Here is a 16373-nt window from a genome sequence, read left to right on the forward strand (position 1 = left end):
ACTAACAGAAATCCATTTAAACAGGAAAATTTATGTCTGTCGACGTGCATCTGCTGGCGATAAACTTTATCGAAGCCAATGAATCTGCTCAATTAACCGCCCATTTCCGGCAGGAACTGGTGCCTGTCAGTGCGCAGGTTGCCGAACTGATTGAACAATTACATCTGGCTTATAATGGCAAACCCGCCAAAGGTTATGCCGCATTCAGTGCCGCCAAATCGGCTGATGTTTGTCAGGCCATTGCCGACTGGCAAGCGCAGGAACGCAGTTTTGTCAGTCTGGCAGAACTGGCTACCGGGCAACTGGTGGTCGAACTGACCAAGCATCAGATCCCGGAAACCGGTTATTTTATGTTGTGTCATTACCGCTATCTGGCAAATGAATATTTGTTTATTGCGTTGCTGGGCAGCAAAGAGCATTTCTCCGTCACTGCTGATTTACAATTGGCCAGTGCTAAACATCTGGATATCGCCAGAATGCAACTGGCAGCCAGAATTGATCTGACCGAATATCAGATGGCCAGTGAGCAGGGCAAATATATCAGCTTCATTCGTGGCCGGGCTGGCCGCAAAGTGGCAGACTTTTTCCTTGATTTTCTTGGTTGTGAAGAAGGGGTCGACCCAAAACTCAGCAGCAAAGTGGTGTTGGCATCGGTCGAAGAATACCTGGCTGAAGGCGACTATGATGCAGCGGAAAAACATGATGTCCGTAAACAGGTCTATCAATACTGTGAAGAAAGGGCGAAACAAGGCCAGGATGTGCGGTTGACAGAACTCTCTGCCACTGTCGATAGTTCCGATGACCATGCTTTTGCCCGTTATTGTGCTGAACGCGAATTGCCGGTAGCAGAGCAATTTCCGGTCGATGTGAAAGAACTGAAAACACTGGTGAAGTTTGCCGGGGCCGGTGCCGGTTTAAGCCTGAGTTTTGAGCAGAAGCTATTAGGCGATCGTATTCAATATGATGCCGAGCGCGATGTGCTGGTCATTAAAGGCACGCCACCCAATTTACGCGATCAGTTGCAGAAATTTATCCGCGGTTATTCCAGTTTTGACCGCAAAGGTGACTAACTTGCCAGAACTGTCGCGCTGAGGGCGCAGTTTAAGGCTGCTGATCGCTTTGGTTGGCAGCCTGCTCAGAGGAGGGCTGCGCCGCTGGCTGGTCGCTCTGGTCCGGGCTGGCATTGCCGGACTGGGTTAGCACCGCCGCCGTAGTGACCGCTGCCTGAGATTGTGCTTGCTGTGGCGGGCTGTTATCGCTATTGCCTGATTGCGGCTTCTTTTTTGGCATCGGTTTACTGCCATGTTTTAATAAGGCCAGATTCGCCAGAATGAGCCCTACCACCAGTAATAACACCAGAATAAAATTAAGCGTCATCACGCCTCCTGACAAATAGTTCTGACAAAACGCTGAAAAATCTGTGCCAGATGCTGCAGAATTAACGGTTGTTCCGCCAGTTCAGCTGACAACACAGCCTCATGCAGCATGGCTAAGCTAAATTGTTGCTGATAAAGCGCCGCCAACGGCTGGTAACTTAAATGCCAGGGTTCGGCCGCCACCCCGCCAAGGTATTGCCGGTACGGCAGAAAAAAACCAAAGCTGGCAGCATGTTGCGCCAGCCATTGGCTTAAGCGGAAAAATGGCCCGCCCTGTTGATATTCAGCAGCTACCAGTTGCACCCGGTAGTCGGCATCGACGGCGGCGCTGTCGTATAAGTCCAGGTCCGTGCCCCAGTGATGACGACTGGCGCCTGGTAGCGCCGAATATAACAGCACAGCTTCCAGTTTGGCGAATCCTTGTAATGTGCTCAGATCCACCACTTGTTGTTGCGCATCGTAGACTGGTCTCAGGCCAGCTAGCTTGGCTTGCCAGATCGCGGCCTGACGGTCAAAGTTACGATAACCGGACACCAATTGTAGCTCCAGCCCATCCAGCCTGGCCGCTTGCTGCATCCTGCTAAAAGCAGCCGCCGTGCTGGTTTCTAATGGCACTGAACCGACGAGCTGCAAATCCGGTGCTTGCCGGCCGGTCAGCAACAGACTGAGCGACATCAGGTCAGCATCTGCTTGAGAATGGCTTCGTACATATCGGTCAGTAATTCCAGATCCTGCACCCGCACGCATTCGTTAATTTTATGAATAGTGCCGTTACATGGCCCCAGTTCCAGTACCTGAGCACCAGTCGGCGCGATAAAACGGCCATCGGAAGTGCCACCGGATGTTTCCAGTGCTGGTGTAAAGCCTTGCACCTGTTGCACTGCATGCACTGCCGCCGCCACCAGCGAACCTGAATCGGTCAGAAACGGCAGGCCATTGAGCACCCAATCGAGCTGATAGTCCAACTGATGAGCGTCTAGCAGAGCGAGCACCCGTTGTTGTAACTGCTGATGGGTCACTTCTGTGCTGTAACGGAAGTTAAAGGTCAGTGTCAGTTCGCCTGGCACCACATTCGTGGCGCCGGTGCCTGCCTGAATATTGGAAATCTGAAAACTGGTGGCAGGAAAAAACGCATTGCCCTGATCCCAGACTTCCTGGCTGAGCGCCACCAATGCTGGCGCTGCGCGGTGGATTGGATTCACCACCAGATGCGGGTAGGCCACGTGGCCTTGTACACCTTTGATGGTCAGATAACCGGTGAGCGAACCGCGGCGGCCATTTTTAATCACGTCTCCGACCTGATGGCTACTGGAAGGTTCACCAACCAGACACCAGCGGATTTTTTCTTGCCGCGCTTCCAGTACTTCAATCACTCTTTTGGTACCGTTGATAAAGGGACCTTCTTCATCGCTGGTAATTAAAAACGCAATGTCGCCACTGAGGGTCGGATGTGTCGCCAGAAAACGTTCAGTCGCCACGATCATCGCTGCCAGACTGCCTTTCATATCGGCAGTTCCACGGCCATACATCATGCCGTCAATAATCGTGGGTTCAAATGGCGGCGTCTGCCATTGTTCCAGCGGCCCGGTAGGCACCACATCGGTATGGCCGGCAAAACAGAACAGCGGTTTACCCTGACCACGGCGCGCCCAAAGATTGAGCGTATCTTCAAAAAACATCGATTCAATCACAAAGCCAAGCGCAGCCAGCCGATCGGCCATTAATTGCTGGCAGCCTTCATCCAGTGGGGTGACCGAAGGACGGGAAATCAGTTGCCGGGTCAGTTCGACCACCGGACTTTCATACACAGCTTGGTTCATCACAGACTCTGAATTAATCGTTGATATTGTGGCTGACTAAAGCCAAGGTGAAAAGTGCCGTTGATGTCCAGCAGCGGTCTTTTAATTAACGCCGGGTGCGTCAACATCAGTTGCAGTGCTTTGGGTGCGTCTACATCGGCTTTATCCTGCTCGCTTAAACCACGCCAGGTGGTGCCGCGACTGTTCAGCAGTGACTGCCAGCCCAATTGCTGCGCCGCTTCAGTTAACAAGGCAGCGGTCAAGCCATCCTGCCGGTAGTCATGAAATATAAAATCAATCTGCTGGTCGTGCAGAAAAGCGCGGGCTTTTTTGATGGTGTCACAATTTTTGATGCCGTACATCTTGATGGTCATAGCATGAGTCCGTCTTAATAACTGTTTATGCAACAGTTTTAACTTCGATGAAAAATAATGTATCAGTGCCGGCCTGATGATAAACCGGTCTGCTCCAGATCCGGCTGAATTTATCCTGTTGCGGGAGCGTAATCGTCAACAGCAGCGGTTTGCACCACTGCGTCATCAGGGCACAGTCGAAATTCAGCAATAACTGTCCAGCTTGCACCCGGCTCTGGGCCGGTACCTGCCAGTCAAATCCAATGCCGTGATGATCGGCACACTGCTTGGGGAATTGCATCAGCAGTTGCAAACCATTTTGATGTTGCAATGCTAATTGCTGACCACAGTGGTCCAGTTGTTGCCAGGTGCCATCAAAGGGCGCCAATAACTGATTACCCTGCAGTTGTAAACACAGGCCAGCCCCATAAAAACCGGCAGCAGCAGCCGACTGTGGACTTTGGCTTAACTGTTGCACTACACCACTGGCCGGACTACGGATACTCAGGCCTGGCAGATGGGGCAGCGCTGTGACCAGATGCAAATTGCCAAATGGGAGCTGCATGTCTTTTACTCATCAAACCATGGATGGCTAAATAGTACCGAATAATTCGCTCTGGGGTGTAGCAAATTTATCATCCAGCGTTTTTTTGCCAGTAGCAACGGCCGGTTTTGTTATCCTGCTCACCGATAAATGAATAATTCACAGGAAATACGAGGAAAAATCAATGTTTCAATGAAATTTCATATTAAAGCCGCTATTTATGGTTGTTATTTTTCATCTCAACCGCGGGATCACCGCATTTTTAACGGAAAAAGTTGTCCACAGATTCTGTGGGTAACTTTGTGTATTTCTCTGTTTATAATTTATAATGCATTGATTTAATTGCAAATTATTGGATGGCATATTTTTTGTTATATTTCACTCACGTGAAAATTAGTTTAAGAGCTGCGAAAACATAAAATATGATAAAATATTTACTCTGAAACCTTATTTTACTGGTCGGTTGCTGCTTTAAACTGCATTTTTCGTCATTAAAAATGTAACACTGCTGCAATTTTGAACCTGTGGCCCTGCTATCAATACCTGGCCGCAGGCAGATAAACTCAGCGAGCTTGCCTTGCTGTGCTGCGATCTATGCTAAGGTAAGATATCTCTGAGTTGTGGTGGAGGCATTATGCAGCAGAATCTGATGACGACCTTACAGGCGGGAGTGAGCTACAGCAAAGCTTGGCCACTGGTCAATGAATTAAACAGTATATTCCCGGAAAATCAGATCATCCGACTCACTCGTTTTGGTCAGCAGGTGTTGCCTGCGCTTAGTGTGTTGTCATTATTAGTACAATTGCACTGGCTCGGTCAGGATTATCTGGTTCAGGCGCTGGCATCGGCGTTATTTTTGCTGTTATTGCCATTGCAGGGCTGGTTTTGGCTGGGGCGGCGCGCGATGTCAGAATTACCGCCAGCGATGCTCAGTTGGTATCTTGAAATTGCCGACAAATTACGTAGCAGTGGTGTCAATGTCAGTAAGCCATCGGCCAAACCAAGTTATGCCGATTTGGCCAGCTTATTACAGCAGGCGGTGACCCAATTGGATAAAGCTTTTATCCGGCATTATTTGTAGTTAACCAGGGGGCGGGTTAGCTAGCCCTAACAACGGCCTGTTGCATTGTTAGGGCAGACTGGCAGCGATGGAAGCCGTTAAAGTTTAAAGCTTGACCAGACCGGAGCATGGTCAGAAGGGCGTTCCATGGCCCGTAGCTCATAGTCGACATCAGACTCGATGCAACAAGCTGCCAATGGCGCTGTGGCCATCACCACATCAATCCGCAGTCCTCTGTTATCATCAAAACCTTTCGAGCGATAATCAAACCAGCTATAACGTTCAGTCCGCTCTGGATGTAAGGCGCGGAAGGTGTCAATCAGTCCCCAGTCTTTCACTTGTTGCAGCATCTGCCGCTCTTCGGGCAGGAAGGAACATTTGCCATCTTTAAGCCAACGTTTACGGTTCGCTTCACCGATGCCGATGTCTGACTCTAACGGAGAAATATTAATATCACCGATCACTGCCAGTAATTCGTCTGGCTGATGGTTTTGTTGCAGATACGCCATTAAATCGGCATAAAATCGTTGTTTAGCGGGGAATTTTACTGGATGGTCGCGGCTTTCGCCTTGCGGGAAATAACCATTGAGTAGCGTAAAAACGCGGCCATCGGCTAAAGTCCAGCGGCCGATTAACATCCGGCGCTGTGCGTCTGGCTCATCACTGGGAAAGCCATATTGCATGGAGTCAGCGGGTGTTTTACTGAGGATAGCGACGCCGTAATGGCCTTTCTGACCAAAGTAGTACACCTGGTAACCTAGTTTTTGTACCTCTGCCAAAGGGAATTCGTCATCATGGACTTTAATTTCCTGCAGGCCGACAAAATCGGGCTGGTGTTGTTCAATTAAAGCGGCAAGCTGGTGTGGTCTTGCACGAAGACCATTGATATTAAATGAAATTATTTTCATGACTTAGGTTTAGCCTCAGTGCCAAAAACTGCATCATAGCATTAACTGCCATCGCTTGCGAAGCTGCCACTTGTGATAGACCAGGATCATCGTTATGCTGCGCCGCACCTGATTTGCTGATTAAATAGGGTCATCACCGCTTTGAACTATCTTTGCCCTCTGAGCCAGTTGCCCTATCAACTGAAACGTTCAGCCCGTCGTCGCAGCCTGGCTTTGCAGGTAAAGCAAGGTGAACTTTGGGTATTGGCGCCTGTGGGGTTACCGCAGTTGTCGATAGAACAATTTATCTGTGAAAAACAACATTGGGTGCGCCAGCATCTGGCGTTGAGTCAGCCCAAACCGGTGCCGCAGTATCTGGCCGAACGACGTTTGCCTTGGCTGGATACCCAGTTACAGTTGATCACTGTGCTGGACAGCCACAATGCGGTCAGTCTGCAAGGCCAGCAATTGTGGGTGCAGTTATCCCGCCGGGTCAAGCCAGATAACAGAGCCAATTGGCAGCAACAGCTGGTCGTGCAATGGTATCAGCAGCAGGCACAGCAGTGGTTTGCCAGTCGGGTTCTGTACTGGCAAACACAAATGCAACTACAGGCGACGAGCGTCAGGATAGGCGATTGGCAACGCAAGTGGGGCTTATGTACCTCCAAAGGCGAAGTGAGTTTTAACTGGCGTTTATTGCTGGCACCAGCCTGGGTGGCCGATTATGTGGTGGTGCATGAACTGGCGCATTTACGCTATCTGAATCATTCGGCCCAATTTTGGCAACTGGTGGCGCAGTTTTATCCGGATTATCCGCGGGTGAAACAGTGGTTACGTGCCCATCAGCATCAGTTGGTGTTGGTAACAGCGACAGAACAGGACCTTGCGCTGTGACGGCCGCGATCAGCGCATTTTTCATCGCAACTGCGCTGAAAACCTTTCTTTCGTTGCGGGATTTCTGCTTTAATCCGCCAACAAAAGAACAAGTTGGCCAGCCCAAGAGCCAAACTTGCCGTTCAACAGGCGTGATTAGGACCTTACCATATGACCAATCAACTGAAATTAAAGCAATTATTAAAATTGCTTGATTTAACCCGACTCAATGAAGCCGACGATGCCGCGGCCATGCAACTCTGGTTAAGCCAGCATGTCAGAGCCGATGCCATGCCGGCAGCTTTTTGTGTTTATCCGCAATTTTTAACCCAAACCAAAACAGCGCTGATACAGCAGCAAGTGGCAGTGCAGTTAGCGACAGTGGTGAACTTCCCAGCTGGCTTAGCGCCAGCAGATCAAGTGGTGGCAGAAATAGAACAAGCACTTGCCATGGGGGCGACCGAGATTGATTGTGTGCTGCCATATCGGGCTTTGCTGGCAGGTGATTGCGGTCAGGTGAAAAATTTCTTATATGATATCCGCCAGGCCAGTGGTCAGGCAGGTCTGAAAATTATCATCGAATCGGGTGAACTCAGTACCGCTCAGCAAATCATTAAAGCCACTGAACTGGTGATTGAAGGTGGCGCCGATTTTGTAAAATCATCCACAGGCAAGGTTCCGGTCGGTATTACCATGGAATCCGCGCGAATTATGCTGACAGTCATTGCCGCGGCAGGACGGCCTGTTGGTTTTAAAGCCTCTGGTGGTGTCCGCACCGTGGCGCAAGCGCTGGAACTTTGTGAGATGTATGAAAACATCACTGGCCGCCTGGCTCAGCCTGAGCTGGTTCGTATTGGTGCCAGTGCGCTGTATCAGGAATTGCTGACAGCTTTGGCGCTACCGGCACAAGCCTGATACTGTCGCAGCTAAGTAACCTGAACTCAGGTTAACTACTTTGTTTCAGCTCCAGGCGGATTTGCTGATATTGCTGCTGTAGCTCGGCGTATCTTTGCTGATGCTGCTGCGGCAAGATACTTGGCTCTATCGCTTTAAACAGTTGCCGACAACGTTGGTATAATAACAATGATTTATTTTTTTGTTGTGTGATAAGAACTTGCAGCAATGCCTGGATTAAGTTCAGGGTGGCGCCACTGTTCGAAGGAGCCAGTTGCATGGCTTGTTCGAAGACAATAATAGCTTCCTGATATTTGCCTTCCTGATACAGTTGAATGCCATCTTTATTCAGATCGGTCAGTTGGGCACTCAGTTGCTGATATTTATGTTGTTGTTGCTGTAACATCGGACTGAGTACCGGATCGGATTTTTCATGCTCCGGCAATTGTGCCAACAAGGTTTCAGCCTGTTCAAATTCCCCGATGCGAAATAACAGCATGATTAAATCGGCCAGTTCGGCATCTTCAGCACGAATGTCTTGTTGAAATGGGCTGAGCATTTTTTTGATTTGCTGATAGCGGCCATCCATCGCTTCAATTCTGGCCAGGCAGATTTGTTCAAAGCGGCTAAAATCCATTTCTTTGAGTAGCTGCTCATCCTTTTGATGCCGGTGTAAGGCCAGCATGGTTTCTTGCTGTAATCTGTTCCTTTTGCCAGGATCTTCCGTTTGTTCAATGGCATCGAGCAGCGTGCGGATATAATTGAGTAAATGCGTGACATCCTGCTGGTTGGTGCGGCGGGTCAGTTCAAAAATTTGTTTACTGGCCTGCACCATGTCGGCAATCCGACCGGCTTGTCTGGCAACATCCATCAACAGATATTGGCGTGGCAGATGAAAGGGGGCGATAGCCAGTGCTTGTTGCACGCTGGAAAAGGCTTCTTCTGTTTGTTGTTGCGCCAGTTGACATTGGCTCAGGATGTCATAAGCCTGGGCACAAAGCCGGTTGGTGTCTATCACTTCCTGGCAGAGCTGCTGACAAGAGGGATAGTTTTGTTGCAGTAAACGCAAGCGGGCAAATAACAACAACGCCCAACTGGGCCTGCGCTGTGCCAGACTGTTTGTTAACAATTGTTCTAGTGGTTCATCTTCACGCAGCAGCAGCCAGCGCTCAGCCAGTACCCGGCGGCAAAATTGCTCGTAACGACCTTGTTGACTGATATGTTGCTGGCAACTCTGGATGATCAACTGATTGTCCTGCAGATACAGCGCTTGGTAAAGTTCAGCCAGTTGCTGTTTTTTTTGTTGCAATTTCAATAAGCGATTTTTCAGCAGACTCTGCGAAAAAGGTTTGATCAGATAATCGTCGGGTTCCAGCTCAACAGCACTCATCACCATAGTGACGGTATTTTCGCCGGTGACAATAATAAATATACTGCTGGGTTTGAGGAGCTGCCGCTCCCGCAAGTCTTGCAACAATTGCCGGCCATTTTTGCCAGCGCCAAGATTGTAATCGACAAACAGCAAATCAAATTCTGTTTTATTACAACGGCTCATTGCCTGCTCGCCGCTGTTGGCAAACTGGACCTGCAACAGTCCAAGGCTGGTTAAGATACCTTTGAGCATCACTTGAAATGGGCGCTGGTCATCTACCACCAGCACAGTTAAATCTGCCACCAACAACGAACTCATGCAGCCAACCAGTTATCTGTGTGATGCACGAAGTGTGGAAAACAAATGGCATTAAAGCAAGTGACAACGCGGCTGGATTGCAGTGTTTGTAGCAAACTGTTTTAGATCAACAGGATGATATCGGCTGCTAAGGCCTTATATAGTCTACTGATGAGGTGGTACTGAAGTGAGTTGGTAATAAGGTATTTTATGGTAACTTGCAGCAAGGTCTAGTCTGCAGTAAAAGATGGTGGAGGGGGAAGGATTCGAACCTTCGAAGGCAGTGCCGGCAGATTTACAGTCTGATCCCTTTGGCCACTCGGGAACCCCTCCACGTGGCGGCCATACTACCAAAAAGTTTGCTGTTGTAAAGAAATAATCTTAAGAAAAGCAACTGACTGCCGATAAAGTCAGCATTCGTAGTGAAAATAAGCAAAAAATGTCGTTATTGATCAATGAATGGCAATTACAGGGGCAATTGAACCAGGCATTACAGCATCAGCACAGGGCTGACTTTGCACTCTGGCTGGCGATGTTATCGCCGGCTGCCGAGGAAATGGCCCCTTTTTATCCACCAGAAAGTCCAGCTGTACTGGCTGCAGCTGATTTATATCAGCAGTTGGCAGTGCCTAAAACCAGGGATTTTGCCATGCAAGTCGAAGATGTGGCAGTACTTGGCAGGCAGCAACAAGCTTTTGTCCAGTCTGGTCTGTCGCAGTGGCGGTTATTAAATTTGTTAGCACCGGCACCAACAGTGGTCAAACATGACGCCGGTAAATTATCGGCTGAAGTACTGGATAATCTGGGACCACACAGTTTACGGCGTCTGCAGGGGCGGCAGGTGGAGCCAAAAATAGCCGATGCCACCGGGCTTTATGAGGTGTTACAAGACATGCAGTTATCTGCTTAAGCGCAAATGTTGCCGGTCAGTTTAAATTCTGGCTGGCGCGCCAAAAGCAATCAGGTCTATTCAACAGCTGCAGCCTGTTCGGCATTAACTTCAGTGATGCTGACAAACTTTATATTTTTTACCACTGCCGCAAGGGCAGGCATCATTGCGGCTGATTTTCTGTGCTGGCTTTGGGCTCAGTCGGCCATCGAGATAAAACCAACGTTCAGTATCATAGACAAATCGCGACAACTCGGTCAGTTGTTGCAGTTTATCCTGCAGGATAAAACGGGCACTAAAATGAACTGTGGCAACTGCGGTGGTATCAAGCGGTAAATCCTGCACCAGCTCGGGCGGTATTACTGCGCCGCTAACCGGTTTTAGTTGCATCTGCTGCGATGCTGCATTGTGGAGCACTGTGATTGCACTGGCACTATGGACTTGCAAATCAAGAAAATACGCTGCTTGCGCAAAGTCGGTGATTTCAGCCGTGGCTGCAGCACTTCTTTGTGACACATGATAGGTTTGCGCTATATAACTGATTGCTTGGCTACAATAAGCACTAAACCTGCTGCGCATCAGTTGTTCCGGCGTGCTGGCGTGTTTCTTGCCCAGCAACAAAGGCTGACAACAACTGGTAAAATCCTGCGTAGAGCCACAATAACAAGTTGTCATAACAAATCCACTGTTTAAAAACAGCAATTTTAGCGGCACCGACGACAGAACCCAACAGATTTTGTGTGTTCATCCCTGTCCGTGGTTGCTGCTGTTACGGGCCAACTTCATACGGCAGCTGTTATTCGGCCTCTCACCAGCTTTAAAATTTAAATCACATTGCATCTCATGCCATGATGTTAATGGCATTGCATGCACTTGCATTGGCTTCGCCACAGGATGCATTACCTGCGCAATAGTGCCTGCAGGTGCGACTAAAGCATGTTGACCATCATCCTCAGTGCACCGCAGCAGACAAAAGCGCCGTTTGAGCCTTTGCAGCGACGTGCAAATGCGAGCGACGGAACAGGACCTATCAGCCAGGTGACTGAACGCAGTCATGGATCGCAGTCACTCAAGGTCATGATTGCGCGCAACAACCCGAACAATGTGCAAACCAGCCTGGAAATGCTCAGGATTAATGGGTCGTCACAGCAACTGGGGTTGCCAGATTATATAAATCAGTGCCGTATTTAACGGACAGATAGTGATAATCCGCTAACTGTGGATCGTCGGCCGGTAAGAAACTTAATACTGCACTACAGGTTGAACAGGTCAGCGCATCGCGCATCAGATTGTCAAAGTGACCGATTTGTTTGTGTTGGATCAACAAAATTCGCTGGCAGCCGATCCCCAGTTGCGCCAGGATGCTCTTTGTCAGCACCGTCGGTGGTGCTATGACTAATAACCAGCCGCTGGTTGACATCTGCTCATCCTGCCAGCGGGTAATTTGTGTACAAATCGCTGCCAGTTGTTGTTGCTGCTGCAATCGCCAAGGCTGAGGCAGCCGGTGCTCTGAAGCAATGGCTGTGCGGTTAACCGCATGCAAGTCAGTTACTGAAAGCTGAGATACAACCGAAGAAGGAATCAACATAACATGCTCCATACAGTGAGACTGTTTATTTATACAGTGTATGCTTATACAGTATTCATGTTTCGTTCAAAAAGCAAGCGCTAACTGTGGAAATATACAGTTGTTTTGTCTGGGCGTGCTGTTATGCTGCTACATCAGATCAACAGCGACTGGTAAAACCATTGGCTTACCGGTGCTGATGTACACTTTGGCGATCAAGTTGACGATGAGAGTATTTATGTTGTTACAGAATTACGTCCAGCAACAGGCGGACCAATTTTGGTTCAGCCGCCAGCAGGCCAGTCAGTTTGCCAAAGTCGTGGCAACTGATTTTAATCCAATTCACGATGAAGACAGTAAAAGGTTTTGTGTGCCCGGCGACTTGTTGTTTGCTTATTTGCTACACAAAAATGGTTTATCCAAGCAACTGAATATTACTTTTAACGGCATGGTTGGCGCCGATGTACCGCTACACTGTATCGCAGAGGGTGCGGTGGTTCAGATCCTGGACCAACAGCATAAAAGTTACCTGACGCTGACCCAAAGTGGTGAAGTGATGCAAAATTGTCAGTTTATTGAGGCATTGATCCAGGATTATGTCCGTTTTTCCGGCCAGAATTTCCCACATATTCTACAGCCGCTGATGGAACAACATCAGGTGATGATCCATCCGCAGCGGCCTTTGGTGATTTATCAGAGTATGGCGTTGCAATTTTTCCGTTTTACCGATTGTTGTCCGTCGTTACAGCTGACGGCGTCCAGCCTGCAGGTGGATGGGAAACGTGGCAATGTGGTGCTGGAGTTTGCGTTGAAAGTTGGGGAAGAGGTAATAGGTACCGGCGAAAAACGCATGATCCTGAGCAGTCTGGTCCCTTACGATGCCGGGCAGATGCAAGCTTTAGTCGACTCCTATAACCAGCGCAAAGCGACCTTAGGCGCCGCTGCCTAAACTGTTGATGGCTGCGTCAGTTGCCGTTCAGGCCTGACACAGCCTTTTGCCAGCCTGCCGTCTCTTTGTCATGATCATGCGGTTGTTTGCCTGCTAAGCTGATGTCCTGGTTGGAAAATAACAACACTATCTGGTATCTTCGCCCAAAGCCTGAAGGAAGTTCTTATGTATTATATGATTTACTCAGAAGACGTTGCTGACAGTCTGGCGCAACGCAAATTAACCCGGCCAGCGCACCTGGCAAGATTACAACTGTTAGCGGCAGAACATCGGTTATTGCTCGCCGGACCATTGCCAGCTATTGACGCGGAAGATCCAGCCGAAGCTGGTTTTACCGGTTCCCTGGTGGTGGCTGAATTTGCCTCACTGACAGACGCAGAGCTTTGGGCCGCGGCAGATCCTTACCTGGCTGCCGGTGTCTACGCCCGCAGTACCGTCAAGCCGTTTCGTAAAGTGTTGCCTTAAGGGATCTCCATGTCAAAAATTTTATTAACCGGTGGTGCCGGTTATATCGCCAGCCATACCGCGATTTGTCTGCTGGAAGCCGGTTTTGAAGTGTTGGCGCTGGATAACTTCTGCAATTCCCAGGCGGAATCCGTGCGGCGGGTGGAACAAATCAGCGGCAAACCACTGCCATTGATTCAAGGGGATATCCGCGATGCCGCCTTGTTAAGGCAGATATTTAGTCAATATGACATTAGTGCCGTGGTGCATTTTGCCGGCTTAAAAGCGGTTGGAGAGTCCACTGCGCAACCGCTGCGTTATTACGACAACAATGTCGCCGGTACTGTGAATTTATGCCAGGTGATGGCTGAATTTGGTGTGAAACAACTGGTATTCAGTTCTTCAGCCACTGTTTACGGCGATGCCAGACAAATGCCGATCCGTGAAGATGCGCCACGCTCAGCCACCAATCCCTATGGTCAGAGTAAACTGATGCTGGAGTATATTCTGGCTGATTTACAGGCTGCTGATCCGAGCTGGCGTATTGCGATATTGCGTTATTTTAATCCGGTCGGGGCGCACGAAAGTGGCCTGATTGGGGAAGACCCAAATGGTCCGCCAAATAACCTGATGCCGTTTATTACCCAGGTCGCAGTCGGCAAAAGGGCGCAGTTGTCGGTATTTGGTGACGATTATCCGACTGCGGATGGCACTGGTGTGCGCGATTATATCCACGTGATGGACTTAGCGGATGGTCATGTTAAAGCCTTGCAATATTTGCAGCAGCAGCCAACATTAGTGACCGTCAATCTGGGCACCGGCCAAGGCTACAGCGTCTTGCAAATGGTGCAAGCCTTCCGCGAAATCAATCAGGTGGCCGTGCCTTATCAAATCGTGGCGCGTCGCCCCGGCGACATTGCCGAATGTTATGCCGATCCGGCCAAAGCCAAAGCCTTACTTGGCTGGCAAGCCAGTCGGACCCTGGCCGATATGGTGCAGGACGCCTGGCGCTGGCAACAGCAAAATCCGGATGGTTATCCAGCGGCAACCCAGGAGGTCTGATTGTTGCTGACTAAGTCTGCCAGCCAACATGTTTGCAGCAGTGCCAATCATTGTGGTTGGTGGGCAAGGTTATGCCCTGTGTTTCGTCGGGTGACCGCCTGCTGTTTGTTGCTTGGAAGCCCACTGTTGCAGGCGGCGGATGCGGAACGTTTTGACGCCTTAATCCGGCAACTTGATCATGGCGAGCTGGTCTTTATCGATCGCGCTGCAGTGGAACAGTTTGCCCAGCAGTTACAAAGTTATTTACCGCCCGGCGATGCGCTACGCCAACTCAGGCTGCAGCGCGAATTATGCAGTAGCAATTATCCGGATGATCCCAAGGCCGGCATCCGATTCGCCAATCAGTTTATTCGTCAGCCGGAACTGCAACAACAACCCCTGACGCTGAGTCACTTTTATTTATGCCGTGCCGGTCATTATGGCAATAGTAATCAACTGGCAGAGCAGGAAGCTGATTTAACGCAGGCGGTTGAACTGGCCAAACGCAGTGAAGATAAACTCACCCTGGCGATCGCTTTATCGGCCAGGGCTGATATGCATTCTTTTCGCGGCCAGTATGCCGATTCGCTGGTAGCGCTGTTTGAAGCCCATCAGTTATACAAATCGCTGTCGCACCGTTATGGCATTGGCTATACAGTGCAAAATATCGGCACCTCTTTTCGTCGGATGGGTGAATACGACAAAGCCATTGAATATCTTGAACTGAGTGAAAATGAGTTCACAGCGCCGGGTGACAGTTATCGGCTGGCTTTTTTACTGCAGCAAAAAGCTTTTGTTTACGGTGAACAGGGCAAAACGGTGGATGCCAAGCAATTGCTGGAGCGGGTACGAAAATTGTACCAACAGATTGGTGAACCGGCATTTGTCACTGCCATTGATATTGATTTGATTTGGGTGGCCAATCTGGAACAACGGTATAGTCAGAGTGTGGAACTGGCGGCGCAGATCCTGCCGCAACTGGCGCAATTGGCGCAAAAACCCGGCGGTGCCCAAGTCGTTAATCAGGGGTTGTTTTATTTGTATTATGCCGAAGCTTTATCAGCCACCGGCCAGACGGCCGCGGCGCAGCAACGGTTTTTGCAAGCTGAGGCCGAGTTATTAGCACTGAACAGCCCGCGTTATTTATTGTGGTTACAACGAACCTGGTCAGTGGCATTGGCGCGCGCAGGCGATTATGCCCAAGCTTACCAGCGACTGGCGGCGGCCAATAAATTGCAGGAACAGTTAAATAATCAGGCCAAACAACAGCGTGAATCTTTGCTCAGATATCAGTTTGATACTGCCTTACAAGCCGAAAAAAATCAGCAGTTGACGCTGGAAAATAAATTATCAATGCAACAGGTCCAGACGCTGGAGTCAGCCCAGCGCTGGCAATATATCGCCATTGGGTTGTTTATTCTGCTTGCGCTGATTGCCTTGTTGTATGCGATTTCACAAATCCAGCGCAACCGGCAGTTGCACCGGCTGGCGATGACAGATGAACTGACGCAGGTGGCAAACCGGCGCAGTGTTTTGTGGTTTGCTGAACAAGTGCGTCAGCGCAGTGAGCTGTCATTGGAACCTTGGTGTCTGGTGCTGATTGATATCGACTTTTTTAAACAATGTAATGACAATTATGGCCATGATGCCGGTGATCAGGTGCTGCAACAAACCGCGCAGGCGATGAAACGTTTAGCGCGCGGTACTGATCGGCTGGGGCGGACCGGCGGCGAAGAGTTTTTATTAGTGCTGCCACAAACCAGGCTGGAAGCAGCCATTGAGATTGCCGAGCGCTTAAGAGCCGTGGTCGCCGCGTTGCATTTTAGTGCCTATCCGGGGATCCGGATCAGTGTTAGCCTGGGTGTCACCCAAGCCGGACGGCAGGAAGATGTGCGCGAAGTGATGAGTCGGGCTGACCATGCGCTATATCAGGCCAAAGCAGCAGGTCGTAATCAGGTGGCTAGTGCCTGATAACAGTGCCTGAAACAGTGCCTGAAACAGTGCCTGACTGGTATCAGCGCTTGACAT

Annotated in this window: 18 protein-coding genes and 1 tRNA gene; 9 read left to right on the plus strand and 10 right to left on the minus strand. The window is 49.7% G+C overall.

Translation table 11 applies throughout. The features are described 5' to 3' along the window. Positions 1-32: 32 nt before the first annotated feature. The gene (gene yejK / locus AC53GJ_RS09170) at positions 33-1070 is read left to right on the plus strand and encodes a nucleoid-associated protein YejK (RefSeq protein ID WP_496732377.1); all 1038 of its coding nucleotides are present in this window, start codon (positions 33-35) and stop codon (positions 1068-1070) included. 31 nt (positions 1071-1101) lie between these two features. Here the strand turns inward: yejK and AC53GJ_RS09175 are convergent, their stop codons facing one another. The 5 genes from AC53GJ_RS09175 to AC53GJ_RS09195 are packed head-to-tail and all read right to left on the minus strand — an operon-like array spanning position 1102 to position 4093. Next, complete coding sequence (locus tag AC53GJ_RS09175; protein WP_496732378.1) at positions 1102-1377, minus strand: DUF2897 family protein; 276 nt, start codon at positions 1375-1377, stop codon at positions 1102-1104. After that, positions 1377-2051, minus strand: a complete 675-nt coding sequence (locus AC53GJ_RS09180; protein ID WP_496732379.1) for a M15 family metallopeptidase — start codon at positions 2049-2051, stop codon at positions 1377-1379. Before AC53GJ_RS09180 ends, AC53GJ_RS09175 begins: the two co-directional genes overlap by 1 nt. Continuing rightward, on the minus strand, positions 2051-3196 hold the full coding sequence (gene dapE / locus AC53GJ_RS09185) for a succinyl-diaminopimelate desuccinylase (protein ID WP_496732380.1): 1146 nt from the start codon (positions 3194-3196) through the stop codon (positions 2051-2053). The genes AC53GJ_RS09180 and dapE overlap by 1 nt, the downstream gene beginning before the upstream one ends. Beyond that, positions 3196-3549, minus strand: a complete 354-nt coding sequence (locus tag AC53GJ_RS09190) for an ArsC family reductase (protein ID WP_496732381.1) — start codon at positions 3547-3549, stop codon at positions 3196-3198. Before AC53GJ_RS09190 ends, dapE begins: the two co-directional genes overlap by 1 nt. A gap of 25 nt (positions 3550-3574) precedes the next feature. After that, positions 3575-4093, minus strand: coding sequence for a PTS glucose transporter subunit IIA (locus AC53GJ_RS09195; protein WP_496732382.1), 519 nt, complete (start codon positions 4091-4093; stop codon positions 3575-3577). Between the two features lie 613 nt (positions 4094-4706). Here AC53GJ_RS09195 and yfbV point away from each other — a divergent pair. Further along, the gene (yfbV, locus tag AC53GJ_RS09200) at positions 4707-5153 is read left to right on the plus strand and encodes a terminus macrodomain insulation protein YfbV (RefSeq protein WP_496732383.1); all 447 of its coding nucleotides are present in this window, start codon (positions 4707-4709) and stop codon (positions 5151-5153) included. Between the two features lie 77 nt (positions 5154-5230). Here the strand turns inward: yfbV and xthA are convergent, their stop codons facing one another. After that, complete coding sequence (gene xthA / locus AC53GJ_RS09205) at positions 5231-6040, minus strand: exodeoxyribonuclease III (protein WP_496732384.1); 810 nt, start codon at positions 6038-6040, stop codon at positions 5231-5233. Between the two features lie 141 nt (positions 6041-6181). On the opposite strand from xthA, the gene AC53GJ_RS09210 reads away from it, so the two are divergent. Next, positions 6182-6913: a M48 family metallopeptidase gene (locus tag AC53GJ_RS09210; RefSeq protein ID WP_496732385.1), complete on the plus strand. Its 732-nt coding sequence runs from the start codon at positions 6182-6184 to the stop codon at positions 6911-6913. A 150-nt stretch (positions 6914-7063) separates the two neighbouring features. Beyond that, complete coding sequence (gene deoC, locus AC53GJ_RS09215) at positions 7064-7807, plus strand: deoxyribose-phosphate aldolase (protein WP_496732386.1); 744 nt, start codon at positions 7064-7066, stop codon at positions 7805-7807. 31 nt (positions 7808-7838) lie between these two features. On the opposite strand, the gene AC53GJ_RS09220 is transcribed toward deoC, so the two are convergent. Then, the gene (locus AC53GJ_RS09220) at positions 7839-9476 is read right to left on the minus strand and encodes a response regulator (RefSeq protein WP_496732387.1); all 1638 of its coding nucleotides are present in this window, start codon (positions 9474-9476) and stop codon (positions 7839-7841) included. Between the two features lie 227 nt (positions 9477-9703). Further along, a tRNA-Tyr gene (locus AC53GJ_RS09225) sits at positions 9704-9788 on the minus strand. Positions 9789-9894: 106 nt separating this feature from the next. On the opposite strand from AC53GJ_RS09225, the gene AC53GJ_RS09230 reads away from it, so the two are divergent. Continuing rightward, positions 9895-10365 (plus strand): VC2046/SO_2500 family protein, encoded by a 471-nt coding sequence (locus AC53GJ_RS09230; RefSeq protein WP_496732388.1) that lies wholly within the window; start codon positions 9895-9897, stop codon positions 10363-10365. A gap of 90 nt (positions 10366-10455) precedes the next feature. Here the strand turns inward: AC53GJ_RS09230 and AC53GJ_RS09235 are convergent, their stop codons facing one another. Both AC53GJ_RS09235 and AC53GJ_RS09240 read right to left on the minus strand, forming a co-directional pair. Further along, complete coding sequence (locus tag AC53GJ_RS09235; RefSeq protein ID WP_496732389.1) at positions 10456-11019, minus strand: YchJ family protein; 564 nt, start codon at positions 11017-11019, stop codon at positions 10456-10458. A gap of 457 nt (positions 11020-11476) precedes the next feature. Next, positions 11477-11932 carry a hypothetical protein gene (locus AC53GJ_RS09240; RefSeq protein WP_496732390.1) on the minus strand — a complete coding sequence of 152 codons (456 nt, stop codon included), beginning with the start codon at positions 11930-11932 and terminating at the stop codon, positions 11477-11479. A 100-nt stretch (positions 11933-12032) separates the two neighbouring features. Here AC53GJ_RS09240 and AC53GJ_RS09245 point away from each other — a divergent pair, with 100 nt between their 5' ends. The 4 genes from AC53GJ_RS09245 to AC53GJ_RS09260 all read left to right on the plus strand — a co-directional run bounded on the left by AC53GJ_RS09245 (position 12033) and on the right by AC53GJ_RS09260 (position 16316). Then, a complete protein-coding gene (locus AC53GJ_RS09245; protein WP_496732391.1) occupies positions 12033-12860 on the plus strand; it encodes a DUF3581 family protein in 828 nt (275 codons plus the stop codon). A gap of 165 nt (positions 12861-13025) precedes the next feature. Continuing rightward, entirely contained in the window at positions 13026-13325 is a 300-nt protein-coding gene (locus AC53GJ_RS09250) for a YciI family protein (protein WP_496732392.1), read from the plus strand. A 9-nt stretch (positions 13326-13334) separates the two neighbouring features. Further along, positions 13335-14366 carry a UDP-glucose 4-epimerase GalE gene (gene galE, locus AC53GJ_RS09255; protein WP_496732393.1) on the plus strand — a complete coding sequence of 344 codons (1032 nt, stop codon included), beginning with the start codon at positions 13335-13337 and terminating at the stop codon, positions 14364-14366. Positions 14367-14369: 3 nt separating this feature from the next. Continuing rightward, positions 14370-16316: a diguanylate cyclase gene (locus AC53GJ_RS09260; protein ID WP_496732394.1), complete on the plus strand. Its 1947-nt coding sequence runs from the start codon at positions 14370-14372 to the stop codon at positions 16314-16316. The last annotated feature ends 57 nt before the right edge of the window (positions 16317-16373 follow it).

Source organism: Rheinheimera sp. B2H12, assembly GCF_059620065.1.